Source organism: Pseudomonas sp. JL27(2026), assembly GCF_056933555.1.
In genome coordinates this window covers 3,723,817-3,743,280 of sequence record NZ_CM167794.1, presented here as the reverse complement: position 1 = coordinate 3,743,280, position 19,464 = coordinate 3,723,817, and the positions used below count along the sequence as shown (strand labels likewise).

Below are 19,464 nucleotides of genomic sequence, written 5' to 3'. Positions count from 1 at the left end.
AGAGATAGCAGAAGCCGTGCCAACTCTGGAAAGCCCTTTAAAATCAGGCCTCTAATATTTTGTAGGACAATTCTTTCATGAAAATTCGGTCAGGTTGTTTCCGTGTTACTCGTTTGAGTGAGGGTGCGGTAACACCCGGACACATCACTGGGCGCTGCGTGCCTTCGCGACGCGTGAACCGGTGGGGCGGCCCAGTACGTTGCAAATTTGTTGGCCCGCCAGAATCAGGCGCTCCATGTCGACGCCGGTCTCGATACCCAGGCCGTTGAGCAGGTACAACACGTCTTCGGTGGCGACGTTACCGCTGGCACCCTTGGCATACGGGCATCCGCCGAGGCCTGCGATGGAGCTGTCGAACACCGCGATGCCTTCCAGCAGGCTGGCGTAGATGTTGGCCATGGCCTGGCCATAGGTGTCGTGGAAGTGCCCGGCGAGTTTTTCCCGCGGCACATCGGCTGCCACTACCTCGAACATTGTGCGCGTGGCGCCTGCGGTGCCGGTGCCGATGGTGTCACCGAGGGAGACCTCGTAGCAGCCCATGGCGTAGAGCTCGCGCGCGACCATGGCGACTTGCGCAGGCGGGACGTTACCTTCGTAAGGGCAACCCAGCACACAGGACACGTAACCGCGAACGCTGACACCCTGCTGTTTGGCGGCGTCCATGATCGGTACGAAACGCGCCAGGCTTTCGCTGATCGAGCAATTGATGTTGCGCTGGGAGAACGCTTCGGACGCGGCGGCGAATACCGCGACTTCCTTGACCCCGGCCGCGATGGCGTCTTCAAAACCGCGCAGGTTCGGCGCCAGGGCACCGTAGGTCACGCCCGGTTTGCGTTGGATCTGCGCGAAGACCTCGGCGGAGCCGGCCATCTGCGGCACCCATTTGGGCGAAACGAAACTGCCTGCTTCGATGTAACCGAGGCCCGCAGCGCTCAGGGCATCGACCAATTGCACCTTGTCCGCGATGCTGATGGGTTGGGCTTCGTTTTGCAGGCCGTCGCGGGGGCCGACTTCGACAAGGCGTACGTGGGTGGGGAGGGACATGGCAATGGACCTTCTGAATGTTCAGAGAACCCTGTGGGAGCGGGCTTGCTCGCGAATGCGGCTTTACATTCAACATTGATGTTGACTAACAGATTGCTTTCGCGAGCAAGCCCGCTCCCACACAGGATCGTCGTAGGTTATTGAATTACTTCCTGGCTCTTGAGCGTTTGTTCCAGCGCCTGGACGCAGCGCTCTTCAGCGGTGTCGAGTTCCAGTTTCATCTGTTCGATATCAAGCAGCTGCTGTTCCAACTGTTCCCGGCGCTCACTGATTTTTGCCAGCATGCTGTGCAGTTGCTTGGTGTTACCGCTGGAGGGGTCATAGAGCTCAATCAACTCGCGACATTCAGCCAGGGAAAAACCGATGCGCTTGCCCCGCAGGATCAGCTTCAGGCTGACTTTGTCGCGGGGCGAATAGATGCGTTCCTGGCCTCGTCGCTCGGGGCTGAGCAGACCTTGTTCCTCATAAAAGCGAATGGCCCGTGTGGTGATGTCGAGTTCGCGGGCGAGATCGGAAATGCTGTAAGTCTGGCTGCTCATGGGCGGGCTCTTGAAAGGTCTTGACGTTAAGCTAATGGTAGGTTGACGTTTACGTCAAGCAGATCAAGCACCTGTAGGAGCAAGGCTTGCCCGCGATGAACGCTTACACGGGCGATCAGGTGCACCGCAGCTATCCCATCGCGGGCAAGCCTTGCTTCCTACACCTTATCCAGCTTCTTCTCATGCGCTGTCACCTGCTGGCACAACTCGATCATCTGCTCGCGCATCCAGCGGTTCGCCGGGTCCTGATCGGTGCTTTCGTGCCAGTACAAGTGAGTTTCCACCGGCGGTACATCGTTGACCGGCAGGTTGAAGGCGTGCAGGTCATGACGGCGGGCAAACCGCTCCGGCACGGTCATCACCATGTCGGTCTGCTGCAGCACTTGCGACGCCATCAGGTAATGCTGCGAGCGCAGGGCGATCTTGCGCTGGATGCCCATTTTTCCCAGCGCCAGGTCCACATGGCCGAGGCCGCTGCGACGGCTGGAGATGTGGATGTGAGTCAGCGACAGGTAATCATCGAGGGTGAGTTTTTCCTTGGTTGCCAGCGGATGTCCCTTGCGCATGGCGCACACGTAACGGTCTTCCATCAGCTTGACGTGGCGCACTTGCGGGTCGGTGTTGAGGGGGGCATCGACGGCAAAATCCAGGCGCCCGGCCGCCAGGTCCTTGGTGGTCTCGCGGCGTTTGGACAAAAAGCTTTCAATCGTCACCGTAGGCGCCAGGCGCCGCAGGCGTTGGAACAGCGGCGGCAGGATCACCGCTTCGGTGAGGTCGGTCATGCTGATGCGGTAGGTCTTGGCCGCCTGTAACGGGTTGAAAATCCGGCTTTCCTGCACCGAGATCCGCAGCAGCGACAGGGCGTTGCGCACCGGGCCGATGATGTTTTGCGCCATGGGCGTGGGCACCATGCCTTGGGCTGTGCGCACGAACAACGGGTCGTTGAACGTCTCGCGCAGGCGGGCCAGGGCGTTCGACACCGCTGGCTGGGTAATGCCGATGATCTGCCCGGCGCGGGTCAGATTGGCTTCGGTGTAGATCGCGTCAAAGACGATGAAAAGGTTGAGATCGACCTTGCTCAGATTCATGGCGCTTCGCTCTTATTGTGAGGCTCTCGATCAGTCGATCATATATCGGTGATGAATGTTAATACACGCCGAGAATAGGCTAGGTAAATTATTAGCGGTGATCTAGCATCGATTCATGACCTCAACAACCTGTTCAACACCTCGTCAAAAAAGGTAGAGCTGCCATGGATTTCGCCTATTCCCCCAAGGTTCAGGAACTGCGTGAACGCGTGACAGCGTTCATGGATGCTTACGTTTACCCAGCCGAAGCAGTGTTCGAGCGCCAGGTCGCCGAAGGTGATCGCTGGCAGCCGACGGCGATCATGGAAGAGCTGAAAAACAAGGCCAAGGCCGAAGGCCTGTGGAACCTGTTTTTGCCGGAGTCGGAGTTGGGCGCCGGCCTGACCAACCTGGAATACGCTCCCTTGGCGGAAATCATGGGCCGCTCCTTGCTCGGGCCGGAGCCGTTCAACTGCTCGGCGCCGGACACCGGCAACATGGAAGTGCTGGTGCGTTACGCCAATGAAGAGCAGAAACAGCGCTGGCTGGAGCCGCTGTTGCGTGGCGAGATCCGTTCGGCGTTCGCCATGACCGAGCCGGACGTGGCGTCTTCCGACGCCACCAACATGGCGGCCCGTGCCGTGCGCGACGGCGATGAGTGGGTGATCACCGGCAAAAAATGGTGGACGTCGGGTGCCTGCGACCCGCGCTGCAAAATTCTGATCTTCATGGGCCTGAGCAATCCCGATGCGCCGCGTCATCAGCAGCACTCGATGATTCTGGTGCCGGTGGATACGCCAGGTGTGAAGATCGTGCGCCCGCTGCCCGTGTTCGGGTATGACGATGCGCCGCACGGTCACGCCGAGGTGCTGTTCGACAACGTCCGCGTGCCTTACGAAAACGTGTTGCTGGGGGAGGGGCGTGGTTTTGAAATTGCCCAGGGTCGCCTTGGCCCGGGCCGGATTCACCACTGCATGCGCTCGATCGGCATGGCGGAGCGGGCACTGGAACTGATGTGCAAACGCGCGATCAATCGCACGGCATTCGGTAAGCCGCTGGCACGCCTGGGCGCTAACATCGACAAGATTGCCGATTCGCGGATGGAAATCGATATGGCGCGGCTGCTGACGCTCAAAGCGGCGTACATGATGGACACCGTGGGCAACAAGGTCGCGAAAAGCGAAATCGCCCAGATCAAAGTGGTCGCGCCCAATGTGGCATTGAAAGTCATCGACCGGGCGATCCAGATCCATGGCGGCGCCGGGGTTTCCAACGATTTCCCGCTGGCCTACATGTATGCCATGCAGCGCACCTTGCGCCTGGCCGACGGCCCGGACGAAGTACACCGTGCAGCGGTCGGCAAGTTCGAAATCGGCAAATACGTGCCCGAAGAGAGGCTGCGCAGCGGGCATTGATGAGCGTGTGAAGCATCTGTTTTGATCGTTCCCGCGTGTGTGGGAACGATCAGTCCGGTGTTGTCGATCAGCTCAGTTCAAGCCAGATCGGTGCATGGTCCGAGGGTTTTTCCATGCCGCGCAGTTCGTAGTCGACGCCAGCCGCCTTGACCCGTGGCAACAGCCCTTGGGAGGCCATGATCAGGTCGATGCGCAGGCCGCGCTTGGGCTCGTCTTCAAAGCCGCGGCTGCGGTAATCAAACCAGCTGAAACGGTCGTTCACGTCTGGGTTGAGGTGACGGAAACTGTCCACCAACCCCCAGTTTTTCAAGCGTGCCATCCACTCGCGCTCTTCCGGCAGGAAGCTGCATTTGCCGGTTTTCAGCCAGCGTTTCATGTTGTCCGGGCCAATGCCGATGTCGCAGTCTTCCGGGGAAATGTTCACGTCGCCCATGACCACCAGTGGCTGGTCGTTGCTGAAGCGGGTTTCGAGCAGCGTCTGCAAGTCGTTGTAGAAACGTTCCTTGGCCGGGAATTTTGTGGGGTGGTCGCGGCTTTCACCTTGTGGGAAATAGCCGTTCATGATGGTCACCGGCGTGCTGTTGGCATCGGCGAAAGTGCCCCAGATGAAACGCCGCTGAGCGTCTTCTTCATCGCTGGCAAAGCCTTTGTGCAGTTCAATCGGTGCCTGGCGCGACAGCAGGGCGACGCCGTAATGGCCTTTTTGCCCGTGGTAATGCACGTGGTAGCCCAGGGCCTGGACCTCGGCCAGCGGGAACTGGTCGTCATGGACCTTGGTTTCCTGCAGACCGATGACGTCTGGCTGGTGCTTCTCGATCAGCGCCGCCAGTTGATGGGGGCGGGCGCGCAGGCCATTGATGTTGAACGAGACGATCTTCATGGTCGGCAGTCCTGGCATAGCGGTATTGAAATAAGTCCTCGGCCAGTCTTCATGGGCCTTTGAGGGGTGTTTACGCAGATGAACGCCGCACAGTGTACCAACCCTGTCTCTGGAATATGTAACCTGCGATGTTGCTGGCAGGGCGCTGGAAAAACCCTGAAGGGCCGCTTCAAGGGTTCGCGTAATTGCCCACGCACGGTTTTATACGGTCAATCTTGCCGCCCCGGCAAAGCGACAAGGCCTGCGAACCTGCAGGACAGGGGTTGGCGTGGCAGCAGGGCGGATGCACTGCTAATGTCCTAGTACGAGGGAACGAACGCCAAGGCTCGGGGTTCGTACCCACAAGAGCGCAGCCTTTTGAGCGGCGCCCAGGGAGATCGACCGTCATGCCTGAAACCTCGACCGCCATTGCCGACATCCACCGGCTCGACAGCGGCTATTCGCGTGAAGCCCGCTCGTTGCTGTATCACGCCTATCGCCATGAACCGACCTTCAAGTACTTGTTCGAGGCCGAACGGCCTGGTTACGAGCAGCGGATACGGGCGACGGTGCGCGAACTGGTCAAGCAGCACTTTCTTCAGGATTTGCCCGCCATCGGGCTGGTGGTCAATGACCGATTGATCGGCATGGCGCTGATCGCGCCGCCGCAGCGTCGGCTGGGGATTACCGAGAGTTGGGCATGGCGGTTGCGCATGGTGCTCAGCACCGGGTTTCGCTGCACGCGGCGTTACCTGGACTACCACATGGCCGTGGCGGCGTGCATACCGTCGGACTCGGTGCATGTCTTGCCGTTGCTGGGGATTCATCCGCAGTTCCAGGGCAAGCACTTCGGCGAGCAACTGCTCGAAGCCGTGCATAACTGGTGCGCCGTCGACGAGCATTCCCAAGGCGTGGTGCTCGACACCGGCAATCCCCGTTACCTGGAGTTCTATAAACGCCAGGGTTACGAGGAGATCGGTGAGGTGGCGGTCGGTCCGATCCTGGAGCACGTTTTTTTCCACGCCAACCCGCAGGTGTTGCACCGCGCTACGGCTTGAGGGCGAACTTTTGTTCAGATTGTTCGCTCTATCAGGCCCCCACGCTCGTGATAGCATCCGCGCTTATGAAGTTTCCAGGAAGATTTACCAGCGGTTTGCTGGTGCTGTTCAGCAGCACGGCGGCCCTGGCACACAGTGAATTGGACGTGCGGATCAAACCGTCCAACGACGAACTCAAGGCCAACATTGAAGGGTATATCGGTGATCTCGGCGATCGCGATGAAGCTGCCTTGTTGCGCTTCAGTCGTGGCGCCGAAGAACAGGCGCGCAAGGCCTCCCAAGCCTTGGGTTATTACCAGCCCCACATAGAAAGCACGGTCAAGGATGGCAAATCGCCAAGGCTGGTGCTGACGATCGACCCTGGCGAACCCATTCACCTGCGCAACGTGACCGTGCGCATCGACGGCGCGGCGGCTACGCTCAAGTCCTTTCGCGTGCCCAAAAGCGATCGGCTCAAACCCGGTGCAGTGCTTAACCATGGCCATTACGAAGACGCCAAGCGGCTGATCCAGAATCAGGCCTCGCGCTACGGTTTTTTCAGTGGGCGGTTTACCAGCCAGAAGCTGTTGGTCGACCCGCTGGCCGGGGTGGCCGACATCGAATTGATCTACGACAGCGGCCCACGGTATGCGCTGGGCAAGGTCAGTTTTACCGGCGATACACCGTTCGACGAAGACCTGCTGCAACGCATGGTGCCGTTCAAGAGCGGCGCGCCTTATGACTCCGAACTGATCGCCGAACTCAATCAGGCCCTGCAATCGAGCGGCTATTTTGACTCGGTGCGGGTTGACGCCGCACCGACCACGGCGGCCAACGACGTGATTCCGGTGGCCGTCAAACTCGATACCCGCAAGCCGCGTACCATGGGCCTGGGCCTGGGTTTTTCGACAGACGTCGGACCACGCGCCAAGGCCAACTGGACTCGGCATTGGGTCAACCCCCAAGGTCACAGCTATGGTTGGGAAGCCGAATTGTCGGCGCCCCGGCAAAACGTCGGCCTGTGGTACGACATTCCGCTGGACCCGCCCCTCACCGATAAATTGCGGTTTGCCGGCGGCTATCAGTATGAAGAACTGGCCAACACCGACAGCCTGAGCAAGTTGCTCACCCTGGGCCCGGAATGGCACAGCAAGTTACCCAGCGGCTGGCAGCGGGTGATTTCGCTGAAATGGCAGCGTGAGGAATACCGCCTTGGCGATGACTCGGGCCTCAGTAATTTGCTGATGCCCGGCGTCAGCTACTCCTATTTGCGCAGCGACAACCGCATCGACCCGCACAATGGCTACCGCCTGCAATTCGACACCAAGGTGGCGAAGGAAGGGTTGGCCTCGGACACTAACTTGCTTTATGGCACGGCGCTGTTCAAAGGCCTGACCACCGTCTGGGACAACCACCGGTTGCTTGGGCGCGTGCAGGTTGGCGGCAGTGCCACCAACGGTTACAAATCCGTTCCTCCGTCATTGCGCTTCTTCGCCGGTGGCGACCAGAGCGTGCGGGGCTACGACTACCAGAGCCTGTCCCCGGAAAACGCCGACGGCGATCGCATCGGTGGTCGCTACATGGTCGCGCTCAGTGCGGAGTATCAATACTCGATTGCCGAAAAATGGCGGATCGCGACCTTTGTCGACCAGGGTAACTCCTTCAATAAACTCGAACTGCCGAACCTCAAGACCGGCGTCGGTATCGGCGTGCGCTGGGTGTCGCCCGTGGGCCCGATTCGCCTCGACTTGGCCCATGCGCTGGACGACGACGGCGGTATACGTTTGCACTTTTCCATGGGGCCTGAGCTGTGAAGCGTGGTTTGAAAATAGCGCTGCTGGCGGTTCTCGCGCTGCTGATGCTGGTTGTTGCGACGGTGGTCATGGTGCTCGGCACACAGGCCGGCAGCCGCTGGGTCCTGAGCCAGGTGCCGGGTTTGACGGTGGACAATTTTCAGGGCCGGTTGGGCAGTCAATGGAGCGCCGACCACCTGCTGTGGCAACAAGCGGGCAGTCGTGTTGAGTTGAACCGGCCGTTGCTGGCCTGGTCGCCGCTGTGCCTGGCGCGCATGACCCTGTGCATCGAACAATTGAAGGCCGATCAAGTCATTTTGCAGTTCGCCCCCAGCAGCGAAGAAAGCAGCGGGCCGATCAGCCTGCCTGAACTGAAATTGCCGGTAGCGATCGAGCTGGGCGAAGTGCAGGTCGGCAGCCTGTTACTGGATGGCAGCGAGCAGCTCAAAGACCTGAAACTGGCCGCGCGCTGGACTGCCAAGGGTGTGCAGATCGACTCCATTCACCTGCAACGTGACGACTTGGGCCTGGACCTTTCCGGGTGGCTGCAACCGACCGGCAACTGGCCGCTGAGCGCTGAAGGCACACTGACCTTACCGGTGCCGGGCAACACGCCGTGGGCGCTGGCGCTGAAAGTCGATGGCGACCTGCTCAAAACCCTCAACCTCAACGCCGACAGCAGCGGTTACCTGCAAGGTCGCCTGAGCGGTGAATTGCAACCGCTGGCAGACAACCTGCCCGCCAAGGTGCGCATCACTGCCGACGGCTTCAAGGCCAGCGCCGATTTGCCCGACACCTTGCAACTTGATCAGTTGGAGCTGACCGGCAATGGCGACCTGAAAAACGGCTATCAATTGCTCGGCAAAGCTACATTGTCAGCCGAACAAGGCCCGGTTGCGTTGCTGCTGCAAGGCAAGGTCGACGCCAAGGGGGCGCAGATCGCCGGCCTGGAGCTGAATGCCAACGCCCAGCAAGACCTGAAACTGAGCGGGCAGCTTGATTGGTCCCAAGGCCTGAGCGCTGAAGCGAAAATCGATTGGCTGGATTTTCCGTGGCACAGGCTGTACCCGTTGATCGACGAGCCTCAGGTTGCGCTGCGCAGCTTCAATGGCGAGGTGTCCTACCGAGATGGCAATTATCTGGGCAACTTCAAGGCTGCGCTGGATGGCCCGGCCGGGGCGTTCAGCCTGAGCAGCCCGTTCAGCGGCGACTTGACGAAGATCTTCCTGCCGGAACTCAAACTGGTGGCCGGGCAGGGCAAGGCCGAAGGGCATTTGAACCTGCAATTTGCCGACGGCATTGCCTGGGACACGGCACTGGACCTGTCGGCGATCAACCCGGCGTATTGGGTTGCCGAACTGCCGGGGACGTTGGCCGGGCCGTTGCGCAGCAAGGGTGAAATGAAGCATGAAACGCTCAACCTCAACGCCGACCTGGACCTCAAGGGTAAACTGCGCGGCCAACCGGCGGTCTTGCAGGCCAAGGCCGAGGGTGACGGTGAACGCTGGAATGTGAGCGCACTGCAAGTGCGCCTCGGTGACAACCGCATCGACGGCACCGGCAACCTGCAACACAAACTCACGGGCCAGCTCGACATCAAGGCCCCGCGTCTTGGCCAGCTCTGGCCGCAATTGCGCGGGCAACTCAACGGTCGGCTCGATGTCGCCGGGACGCTCAGCGCCCCCCAAGGCACACTCAGCCTGCAAGGTACGCAACTGGCGTTCGACGACAATCGCCTGCAAAGCCTGAACCTGGACGCTAATCTCGACAGCGCGCAGCGGGCGAAGATCGACCTCAAGGGCAACGGTATTCAGGCTGGCGACACCCGGTTGGGCACGCTGACCGCCAGCGCCCAGGGCGATATCAAAAACCAGAAGCTGCAACTGGACCTGCAAGGGCCGTTGCTGAAACTGGCGTTGGGGCTCGACGGTGCGCTGGACAAAGGTAACTGGCGCGGCCGATTGGCCAGTGGCGACGTACAGGCAGGCGGCCAGGACTGGACACTGCAAAACCCGGCGAAGATCGAACGCCTGGCCGACGGTCGGCTGACGTTCGGCGCTCATTGCTGGATGTCCGGCCCGGCCAGTTTGTGTGGTGAGGATCAGCGCCTGATGCCTGAGCCGAAACTGCGTTATCACCTCAAGCAGTTCCCGATCGACAGCCTGGCGCAATGGCTGCCGAAAGACTTCGCCTGGCAGGGCAAGCTCAACGCCGACGTGCAATTGGACTTGCCGGCCAGCGGCCCGAAAGGCCAGGTCATGGTCGATGCCAGTGGCGGTACGCTGCGCATCAAGGAAAAAGACCAGTGGCTGGATTTCCCTTACCAGACCCTGAAACTGACCAGCACCCTTAACCCGAAACGCATCGACACGCAGCTCGACTTCGTCGGTGGCAAGCTGGGCGAGTTGATGGTTCAGGCGCAGATCAATCCGTTGCCCAAGAGCAAGCCGTTGAGCGGCTCGTTCCGGCTCAAGGGGCTGGATGTGTCAGTGGCGCGGCCGTTCGTGCCGATGGTCGAGAAACTGACGGGGCATTTGAACGGCAGCGGCAGCCTGTCGGGCGGTTTGCTGGCGCCTCAGGTCAACGGCAACCTGACCCTCAGCGACGGTGAAATCGCAGGCTCGCAGTTGCCGACCAGCCTCGAAGCGTTGCAGGTTCAGGCGCAGATTGCCGGTGAAAGCGTGCAGCTCAACGGCAACTGGAAAAGCGGCAAGGCCGGGCAGGGCAGCGTAAGCGGGAACATCGCCTGGGGGCAGGCACTGGTGGTGGATGTGAGCCTTAAAGGCACGCAGTTGCCGGTGACAGTCGAACCCTATGCGGCGCTGGAAGTGGCGCCCGACCTGAAGATCTCGATCAGTAACGAGCAACTGAAGATTGCCGGCAAGGTGCATGTGCCCAAGGGCGAGATCACCGTGCGCGAGTTACCGCCCTCGACGGTCAAGGTCTCTGACGACACGGTGATCGTCGGTCACCAGACCGAAGAGGGTAAACCACCGATGGCCATGGCGATGGACGTCGATGTGGTGGTGGGCGAGGACAAACTCAGCTTTGCCGGGTTTGGCCTGACCGCCAACCTGCAAGGCCAGGTGCATATCGGCGACAACATGGACACCCGTGGCGAACTCTGGCTCAACGACGGCCGTTATCGGGCCTACGGCCAGCGGTTGACGGTGCGCCGTGCGCGCCTGTTGTTCGCCGGCCCCCTCGATCAGCCGTACCTGGACATCGAAGCGGTGCGCCAGACAGATGACGTGATCGCCGGTATCCGCCTGAGCGGCAGCGCCGAGCAGCCGACCACGCAGATCTTCTCGGAGCCGGCCATGAGCCAGGAGCAGGCGTTGTCCTATCTGGTGCTCGGGCGTCCGCTGACCAGCAACGGTGAAGACAACAACATGCTCGCGCAAGCGGCATTGGGCCTGGGCCTGATGGGCAGTTCCGACCTGACCGGCAGCCTGGCCAAGGACTTGGGCATCCAGGACTTCCAGCTCGACACCCAGGGTAGCGGCACCACCACCAGCGTGGTGGCCAGTGGCAACATCTCCGAGAAACTCAGTCTGCGGTACGGCGTTGGTGTGTTCGAACCGGCCAACACCATTGCCTTGCGCTACAAACTGAGCAAGAAAGTCTATCTGGAGGCTGCCAGCGGCGTCGCCAGTTCGCTGGACATCTTCTACAAGCGGGATTTCTAACGCCTGCGATCAAGGTCGGCTCCCTGCGGCGAGGGGGCTGACCTCGACCCCACAATGATTGCGCAAGTCGCTGTTTCAGTGGCGCCCTTCCAAGCATCAATTGTTCATAATCCATTCGCCCAGATACCCGCCACACGCGTGTAATTGTTTGTTTAGAGGCCTCTGTAACAGTCTTCTAATAATTAGAAACAAATGCCCAATGCACGGATTCAAAACCCATCTATCTTCAATTTCGCACGGCGCCTGTTGTAGCCTTTTTCTGTAGGTCACCAGGCGTGTTCAAGTGCGCCCCATAAATCAGGAACCTCAGCGTTAAACGTTGAAGGCATGCTTGTGGCTGAAGCAGTTGCTCTAGGCGCGACCGTTAAAGGTATCTGTTTTTGCACTACCACAATGCTCTAACTCTATGATTAAAAAGGAAGCGATATGAACAGTGGAACTTGTTTGATGAAGGCGGGCGTTCGTCCTGATGCGATGAAAACTGGTGTGCGTCCTGATGCAATGAAGACAGGCGTTCGCCCGGATGCGATGAAAACGGGTGTTCGTCCCGATGCAATGAAAACAGGCGTGCGCCCTGATGCGGCGAGCCTGATCTGATCGTAAGCCGGCTGCTGCGGGGGTTGGGCAGCCGGCTTACCTCGACGGTGTCACACAGTGTTCAGTGATGGTGGGTAGAGGAAGGTCATTCATGTTTGATAAAGCAGTATGGGAAGGCTTCGAAGAAAAAACCAACTCAGGACGGGACCCCTTCCTCTTTGAGTCGTTACTTCCACTTGACTCCGGCTTTGCCACAGCCAAAACAGTGGAGTCCGCTTTTTATGCACCACAAGACCGTAACTTGCGTGAATCCCTGGACTGTCGCATTCGGGTTTACGACGGAGAAAATCGCCGGGACGATTTGATTGAAGATGCACTTTCTCACCCTGCGCGGCCCGATGAAGCGCTTATGGGGTTTATGCAACGCCTTACTGGTAAAGAGCGATTCAGTTTGGTTATAAACAACCTTGAACAGGCCAGCCCAAAACTGGCGGCTGACTTTGGCCAATTGATTCAATCGTTCTTCGACTACAAAGGATTTCCCATTGGCGGGGTGGAGCAAGCCGCGTTTTGTGGCAACTACTCGGGTACTGCCTTTGGTATTCATGAGGGCTTCGAACATGCCTTTCTCTGTCATCTTGGCCCGGGCGTAAAAGACTTTTATTGTTGGTCGAGGGAACTTTATGTCGAGATGGTGGGGCACCGTGCACCCACTTTCGCTGATTCCGAGGCCTATGAACGACTGCTGGAAACAGCCACGTTGCATGTCCTTAAACCGGGCGACGTACTGTACTTGCCGGCGTCCGTTTATCACATTGGTCGGCAGGACCAATACTCTGTTTCTGTCGCGTTGCCGTTCTACACCTATCCGTTGAAGCGGTTTCTGTCAGGGAAAGTGATTCCGGCCCTCAGTGACCTGACGCTGCCTTTCGAGGAAGAAGGCATGTCGGCACTCGTGCCGTTGAAAAATGACAACCCACTGTTGAGTCCGGTGACCGAACTGTTGGAGTCGACCGTTCGGTCGTGGGTCGATAAGGAACTCCCTCATTACCTCAATTATTACTGGCATCGGCTGCGCAGCAATGGCGGTTGGGAGTTGTCCAGAGCCATCAGCGAAAACCTGCTGCTAGACACCCGACTGTCTACGCCTGAGCGCGTGCAGCGGGGTTCTGTGGTGTCACTGCACCAACCTTTCCTGGCCTCGTATGAAGCTGGCCTGGACTGCGGTCGTGATGAGGTTCGGGTGTTTATCGGGGCTAAAAGTGTCGTCTTGGCTGATCCGCACGGGCGTCTTGTCACTCTGCTGGAGCGGCTCAACCAGCGGGAGTCCGTCAGCGTGGATTCCGATGAGTTGGTTGACCTGCTGAGCGAGATGTCCCGTACCGGCGGGCTCCACTGCCATTAATCGATTGTTCAAGGAGGATAAGCCGATGTACAGAAACTTCCCCAGTCTGGTTGACGGTTATCTCAGCGACTGTACCGACACCGATGCGCTGATCAATAAAGTCATACGAGAAGGCAAAGCGGCGGTTTCCGGTCGTGAACTGATTGCCGGGCATCTGGACCCGATGATCGCCAGCCTTTACCAAAAGATCCATGACCTGGTTGATCCCAAGAGCCTCTCGAAAGAAGAAGCGCAGTTGTACATTGCCGAACTGTCTGTGTTTGCGCGCTACAACTCCACCATGCTGCTACGGGCTGCGGAGACCGTCAGAGGCTTCTGCCCCGAGCTGGCTCAGGAGTTGACGCGCAACTTCCTGGAGGAGGGGGGCGAGAGAGGCAAGCTGCCTGCCCACTATGTGGTTTTCAGTGGTGCGCTGATTGAGGACCTTGGCTTGCGGGTCAATGGCTGGATGCCCCGTACCGACTCGACACGCTCGCTCATCTCGTTGATTGATGTCCTGACCTGGTCGCATTGCCCCTCCACAATACTGGGCATGTACTACGCAACCGAAGCCGTTGCCATTGCCGAGACCCAGTTGCTGCGGGAGATCACCGACCGGCTGGGCACTGTCCTGGGGGTGGGGTCGGGTCGCTCGCTGAAGCGTCTTGATTTCTATTACCGGATGCACCTGGATGATGATCACGTTGCGGCCACGGGCAGTGTGGCGGTCGAACAGGGCCACCAGGATGGCATCGCCCGGTTTATTCATGAGGCCGAACTCTTCAACTTCCTTCAACCGCAGATAGTTGACGGGTTCCTGCAGATGCTCAATCCGTTCATCGACCAATGGGTCGAGATCCATAGCCTGGTGCAGGAAGGTCGGGCAGCCAGGCACAAAGCCGCCTAATCACAAGGACGAGATCTTTGCATGAGTACTAAAAAGTATGAGGGTGGATGCCTTTGCGGGCACATCCGATTCGTTGCCATGGTTGAGCCCCAAAACCCTCATACCTGCTCGTGCGGGATATGTCAGCGGCACTCGGGTGGGCTGACCCTGTGCTGGGTGGAGTTCCCAAGGGATGAAGTGCAGTGGGTGGGCGAAGGCGGGATGCCGACGCTGTACCGATCCTCAGAGTATTCCAGCCGGGCCTTTTGCCCTCGCTGCGGCAGTACGCTGGGCGCCATTGATGATGCTCCCACGGTCGCGCTGGTACTCGGCAGTTTCGATTCCAAGGGGCAAAGTGCGCTGCGTCCCACGGCGCACTCCTTTACGTCCTCTAGGCCACGCTGGTGGAAAATCGACGTTGGTCTGAAAGGAAAACCTGCGCCCTAGACGGAGCGCTTTTTTTGCCCTGGAAAAAGCCACGAACCTCTGAGGTTTGCGCAAGCCAATGCATGACGGGCGCGAAGTGCCCCGACAGGGCATCCAGGCTTGGCAGGGGCGTGGCTGTTGAACGCTCTACTTCCCAATAAGGATATTAAGCAGTCATGCCTATTGAACCGGTTATCTATAAGTCAACCATGATGCGCCGCATTCGTAATCTGCTGGATCACGAAGGTTACTTCGAAATCATGACGCCGATACTGCGCAAGTTTCCTGGCGATGCAGACCGTCCCAGGCTGCAATTGACGGATGGTCGCTGGCTCCGTGAGTCGTCAGCGTTTGCCTTGCGTTACAACCTGCAGTTCACACCGGCGGTTTACGAAATGGGCCCCAGTTTTCGTCCGGATGAACTGGATGCAACGCACCTGCCTGAATTCACCATGCTCGATCTCTACAAGCGCGACGCCAGCATCGATGAAATGCTGGACCTGGCGACACGTATCGTCGGCGAGTTCTATCCAGGGCCGATAGAGGTTTTATCGTTCGGGGAATTGATTCGCAAGGACCTGGGAATAGACCTGTTCCGGGACGAACACTCGGCCATGAAGTTAGTGGGCGCCTTCCAGGAGATGTACAACGATTATGAAATTTCTCCGCTGTGGTTGATCGACCGCTATATCACCGAAAATGTCGAACCGCTCTCCAAAGACCGTTGTGTGGTGGTCACGGACTTTCCGTTGCTGCCCGAAGTACGGGCCAAAAGAAGGCCTGGAACGGCGGCGATAGTGGACCGTTTCGAGATCCTTATCGATGCGATTGAAGTGGTCCACGGTTATACGGATGAAGATGATGCCGACCGGTTTGAGGAACAGGCCAGACGCCTCAACAGCTTTGGCCCCGAGGACCAGCTCATGTGTGAACTGATGAGGTCCAACACCGTTCCCGCCGCGAGTTCCGGGTTTGGTATCGGCATCGAGCGGCTCTGTCGGACAGCTCTGGGGCTGGACACGATCGAGGTCTTTCGCACCGCACGTCCGTTTTCCCTGAGTTAGTTGCGCAACAACCCGGGCTCGACGCGCCGCCACCTTACACCGATTGGGACACTGAGCCCGGAGGTTCCATGCCTGTCTTTCATGAGTTGCTCGTGATGTCGTTCTACGCCTCGCTTATTCTGATAGTGCCGGGGCCGACCAATACGCTGCTGTTTTCTTCAGGGCTCAAGGTCGGGGTGCGCAGAACACTTCCTTTGGTGGTGGCGGAGGCCATGGGGTACACCCTGGCTATTTTGACCTGGGGTTTTTTCCTGCTGTCATTTGCTGCAAGCCGGCCTTGGCTGCTCGATGGCATCAAGTTGCTCTGTGCGGCGTACTTGCTATGGCTGGCGTTCAAACTATGGCGAAACAGCCATATCCTTCATGACACGCTACGCAGGCCCGCCCACTTTTTTGAAGTGTTTCTGGCAACGTTGTTGAACCCCAAGGCGTTCCTTTTCGCCAGCACGGTCTTTCCGTTAAGTGCTTTCCAGTCCACTGAGCAGTTTGCCTGGGCCATGGGTGTGTTTCTGATTGCACTCGGGCCCATAGGAATACTGTGGGCGTCCCTGGGCAAGATTCTGACTTCCCGCCAGTCCTGGTCGAATCATACGGCGACTTTCCAGCGATCAGCCTCCGTGCTGCTGGGGGTGTTTTCGATGTCGATCGCTTACTCGACCATGGCCCTCCAGGACGACCTTCCCCAACGGGTCGCTCACCTGAGAGTGCTGCTGCCAATGGCTTAGCTTCAGGCATCGGGGTTGTTGGCCATTCTCATTACTCACTGCCACTGACAGGTTTCAGCACTCGCCGCGAGGCTTCGGAGTCAGCTCAATGCCGTTAAAACTTTCCAGAACAGGTATCGCCCTGGCCCTCAGTTGCGCGTTTGGCGTGGTCAAGGCCGAGGGCACGCTCACGCTCTACAATTGGGAAAGCTACACCAGCGCGCAGATGATCGAAAAGTTCGAAAAAGAGCACAACGTCGCGGTTGAGCTGGTTGAGTACGAATCCAGTGACACCGCGCTTGCCAAGGTTCGAGACCAGTCAGTGGACGCGGATGTAGCGGTGGTGGCAGGCAACTATTTGCCCTTGTGGATAGCCGAGGACCTGGTGTTGGCGGCTCATCCGTCCCAACTGGAAAACTTCCGCAACCTGACTGCGCAATGGGTCGACCCGCCTTTTGATCCAGGGCGCAAATATTCGGTTCCATGGGCATGGGGAGTGGTGGGTGTTGCCATTCACACCGACGTCTACAAAGGGGACATCGACACTTGGTCTGTGGTGATTGATCCGCCCAAGGAACTGCAAGGGACGATTAACATTGGTGCGGACATGAACGAAGTCATCTACGCCGCCGTGCGTTATCACGGCGGCAAGATGTGTGATGCCGATCCGCATTTGTTGCGCCAGGTGCGCAGTACCCTGGTCAAGGCCCGGCCGGCGTGGGCCTCGATGGAGTACGGCAGCGTACAAAAAATGGCCACTGGGCATTTCAAGGCCAGCATCGACTGGAACGGTGCCGCCTTGCGTCAGCGCATGATCAACCCGACGATCCGCTTTGGCCTTCCAAGGGAGGGCACGCAAATATTCAGTGACAACGTGGTGATCCTCAAACGTTCCCCGAACGTGGTGAATGCCAGGCTGTTCATGAACTTCATCATGGAACCGCGCAATGCAGCCTTGAACTCTGCCTTCCATGGCTATGCCAGTGCTGTGGCCGGTGCCGAACAGTTCATGCCCGCGTCTATGCGGGACGCTCCAGAGCTGAATATCCCGGCAGAGGTCTTGCACAAGGCGCAGTTCACTTTTGCCTGCCCGGCGAACGTGCAAGCGCAGTACGCGGCAATCTGGACAGAACTTTCGCAGTAGGTTTGCGTCGGGCAGTGCCCGCGTCGGCTGGTTTCTTCCCGAAGGAAGGGACTCCCGTTCGCCTTGATCAGGGGCGATCACCATGTCGTATCGACCACCGCCACATCGCCGACGCTGGCTGATCCTGCGCGCCCCCGCCACAGGTGCCGCCACGCCATGAGTCTTTATCCCCGGAGCATTTGAACATGCCGCTGAGTCATGCCAACCGCCTTGAAAAACCAACCCGAGGCATGACCACGGCTGATCCGGCCGGGGCGCAGATTTACCGTCGTTTGATGGGGCAGGCCGTCGACATCGCGAGTCGCTGGTTGGAAACAGGCACGCTGTTTGACGGAACGCAGCCCGCCGCCCAGCGAAAAGCCTTGTCCGATCTGGACGTTTTCCCCCCGCAAGGGGTGGGTGACGAACAGGCGCTGGCCGATGCCGCCGCCTGTTTTCTCGACCATGCCCTGCAAGTCCACCATCCCCTTTGCATCGCCCATTTGCACTGTCCGACCACGCTGGCCAGCCAACTGGCCGAGGTCCTGATCAACGTCGCCAATCAGTCGCTGGACTCTTGGGACCAGAGCCCCTCCGCGACCTTTCTCGAACAGCATCTGGTGAGTGCACTGCGTGCATGGACAGGCTATCCGGACGGCGACGCCGGTGTGTTTACCAGCGGGGGAACGCAAAGCAATTTAATGGGCCTGCTGCTCGCCCGTGATCGTTACGCTTTGCTTCGCTGGGGGGTGGACGTCAAGGAGCAGGGGCTTCCTGCGTGCGCCCAAGGGATGGTTGCCGTGTGTTCGCGTCAGGCGCACTTTTCGGTGCAGCAGTCGCTGTCGTTGCTGGGGCTGGGCAAAAACGCAGCGATACCCGTGTCCTGTGACCGTGACGGAAAAATGTCCGTGGATGACCTCACGTGCACGCTCGCAAGGCTTGCGAGTGAATCGCGAACGCCCTTCGTGATAGTCGCGACAGCGGGCACTACGGACACGGGTGCCATCGATCCGCTCGACACCCTCGCTGACATCGCTCAGGCCCATGGGCTATGGCTGCATGTTGACGCTGCATGGGGCGGCGCCTTGTTGTTATCACACCGGTATCGCCACCGTCTGCACGGTCTTGACCGCGCGGACTCAATGACGCTGGACTTCCACAAACAGTTTTTCCAGACCATCAGTTGTGGTGCGTTTCTGCTGCGTGACGAGGCGCATTTCGAACTCATGCGCACTCACGCCGATTACCTGAACCCGCCAGAGGATGATCGGGACGGCTTGCCGAACCTGGTGACAAAATCGTTGCAAACCACCCGCCGTTTCGATGCGCTGAAGCTGTGGATGAGTCTGCGCAGTATCGGAACCCGTCAGTATGCGGCAATGATTGACCAGTGCATTGACCTGGCAGCCGAGGTCGCCCAGGTGATCGACGCCTCGCCAGCCTTCGAGCTGGTCAGTTGCGGGCAATTGACCAGCGTTCTGCTTCGGGTATGCAGTCCCTTGCACTCAGCCGAGGATCGGGATGCACTGCACCGTCATATTGCCCAGGCACTGTTTGACCAGGGAATCGCCAACCTGGGAGTTACCCGTCATGGCGGTTTGATCACCCTGAAAATGACCTTGTTGAATCCCGGGACCACAGGGGCGGATATCAATGCGCTACTCACCTCCATTGCCTCCCTGGCCGAAGGCGGTCTACCCGCACGGTCATGAGCCGTATGGGCTGCCGCCTCAGCCGGGGGGCGGAGTCAACAGTGCTTTCAATCACCTGGATCTTTGCATGAAGCGTGTGACGCGCGTTCGTGGTTCAAACTTTTTTACCCGTTGAAAACCCATTTCATTGTTTGAAGCAGCACAGTGCCGCTGATCACCCAATTACAAAGCTTCCTAACTATTAC

General features: G+C 58.9%; 16 protein-coding genes. 12 read left to right on the top strand and 4 right to left on the bottom strand.

Translation table 11 applies throughout. From position 1 onward, the window contains the following. Positions 1–144: 144 nt before the first annotated feature. The 3 genes from AC1Z1G_RS17130 to AC1Z1G_RS17120 all read right to left on the bottom strand — a co-directional run bounded on the left by AC1Z1G_RS17130 (position 145) and on the right by AC1Z1G_RS17120 (position 2,671). Complete coding sequence (locus AC1Z1G_RS17130) at positions 145–1,044, bottom strand: hydroxymethylglutaryl-CoA lyase (protein ID WP_483621205.1); 900 nt, start codon at positions 1,042–1,044, stop codon at positions 145–147. A gap of 137 nt (positions 1,045–1,181) precedes the next feature. Beyond that, on the bottom strand, positions 1,182–1,583 hold the full coding sequence (locus AC1Z1G_RS17125) for a MerR family transcriptional regulator (RefSeq protein ID WP_103395451.1): 402 nt from the start codon (positions 1,581–1,583) through the stop codon (positions 1,182–1,184). 158 nt (positions 1,584–1,741) lie between these two features. Continuing rightward, complete coding sequence (locus AC1Z1G_RS17120; RefSeq protein ID WP_483621204.1) at positions 1,742–2,671, bottom strand: LysR family transcriptional regulator; 930 nt, start codon at positions 2,669–2,671, stop codon at positions 1,742–1,744. 164 nt (positions 2,672–2,835) lie between these two features. Here AC1Z1G_RS17120 and AC1Z1G_RS17115 point away from each other — a divergent pair, with 164 nt between their 5' ends. Further along, complete coding sequence (locus AC1Z1G_RS17115) at positions 2,836–4,065, top strand: acyl-CoA dehydrogenase (RefSeq protein WP_483621203.1); 1,230 nt, start codon at positions 2,836–2,838, stop codon at positions 4,063–4,065. A gap of 67 nt (positions 4,066–4,132) precedes the next feature. Here the strand turns inward: AC1Z1G_RS17115 and xthA are convergent, their stop codons facing one another. Beyond that, a complete protein-coding gene (xthA, locus tag AC1Z1G_RS17110) occupies positions 4,133–4,945 on the bottom strand; it encodes an exodeoxyribonuclease III (protein WP_483621202.1) in 813 nt (270 codons plus the stop codon). A gap of 386 nt (positions 4,946–5,331) precedes the next feature. On the opposite strand from xthA, the gene AC1Z1G_RS17105 reads away from it, so the two are divergent. From AC1Z1G_RS17105 to AC1Z1G_RS17055, 11 genes are all read left to right on the top strand, one after another. Beyond that, entirely contained in the window at positions 5,332–5,982 is a 651-nt protein-coding gene (locus tag AC1Z1G_RS17105) for a GNAT family N-acetyltransferase (protein WP_483621201.1), read from the top strand. A 65-nt stretch (positions 5,983–6,047) separates the two neighbouring features. Continuing rightward, on the top strand, positions 6,048–7,775 hold the full coding sequence (locus tag AC1Z1G_RS17100) for an autotransporter assembly complex protein TamA (RefSeq protein WP_483621200.1): 1,728 nt from the start codon (positions 6,048–6,050) through the stop codon (positions 7,773–7,775). After that, complete coding sequence (locus AC1Z1G_RS17095) at positions 7,772–11,443, top strand: translocation/assembly module TamB domain-containing protein (RefSeq protein ID WP_483621199.1); 3,672 nt, start codon at positions 7,772–7,774, stop codon at positions 11,441–11,443. Before AC1Z1G_RS17100 ends, AC1Z1G_RS17095 begins: the two co-directional genes overlap by 4 nt. A gap of 426 nt (positions 11,444–11,869) precedes the next feature. Further along, the gene (locus tag AC1Z1G_RS17090; protein ID WP_483621198.1) at positions 11,870–12,040 is read left to right on the top strand and encodes a hypothetical protein; all 171 of its coding nucleotides are present in this window, start codon (positions 11,870–11,872) and stop codon (positions 12,038–12,040) included. A gap of 91 nt (positions 12,041–12,131) precedes the next feature. Next, positions 12,132–13,385: a JmjC domain-containing protein gene (locus AC1Z1G_RS17085; RefSeq protein WP_483621197.1), complete on the top strand. Its 1,254-nt coding sequence runs from the start codon at positions 12,132–12,134 to the stop codon at positions 13,383–13,385. 25 nt (positions 13,386–13,410) lie between these two features. After that, positions 13,411–14,271, top strand: coding sequence for a DUF3865 domain-containing protein (locus AC1Z1G_RS17080; protein ID WP_483621196.1), 861 nt, complete (start codon positions 13,411–13,413; stop codon positions 14,269–14,271). A 21-nt stretch (positions 14,272–14,292) separates the two neighbouring features. Beyond that, on the top strand, positions 14,293–14,697 hold the full coding sequence (locus tag AC1Z1G_RS17075) for a GFA family protein (protein ID WP_483621195.1): 405 nt from the start codon (positions 14,293–14,295) through the stop codon (positions 14,695–14,697). Between the two features lie 155 nt (positions 14,698–14,852). Further along, positions 14,853–15,740 (top strand): amino acid--tRNA ligase-related protein, encoded by an 888-nt coding sequence (locus AC1Z1G_RS17070; protein ID WP_483621194.1) that lies wholly within the window; start codon positions 14,853–14,855, stop codon positions 15,738–15,740. A gap of 68 nt (positions 15,741–15,808) precedes the next feature. Further along, entirely contained in the window at positions 15,809–16,465 is a 657-nt protein-coding gene (locus AC1Z1G_RS17065) for a LysE family translocator (RefSeq protein WP_483621193.1), read from the top strand. Positions 16,466–16,553: 88 nt separating this feature from the next. Then, positions 16,554–17,588, top strand: a complete 1,035-nt coding sequence (locus AC1Z1G_RS17060; protein ID WP_483621192.1) for an extracellular solute-binding protein — start codon at positions 16,554–16,556, stop codon at positions 17,586–17,588. A gap of 185 nt (positions 17,589–17,773) precedes the next feature. Beyond that, a complete protein-coding gene (locus AC1Z1G_RS17055; RefSeq protein ID WP_483621191.1) occupies positions 17,774–19,279 on the top strand; it encodes a pyridoxal phosphate-dependent decarboxylase family protein in 1,506 nt (501 codons plus the stop codon). Positions 19,280–19,464: the final 185 nt, after the last annotated feature.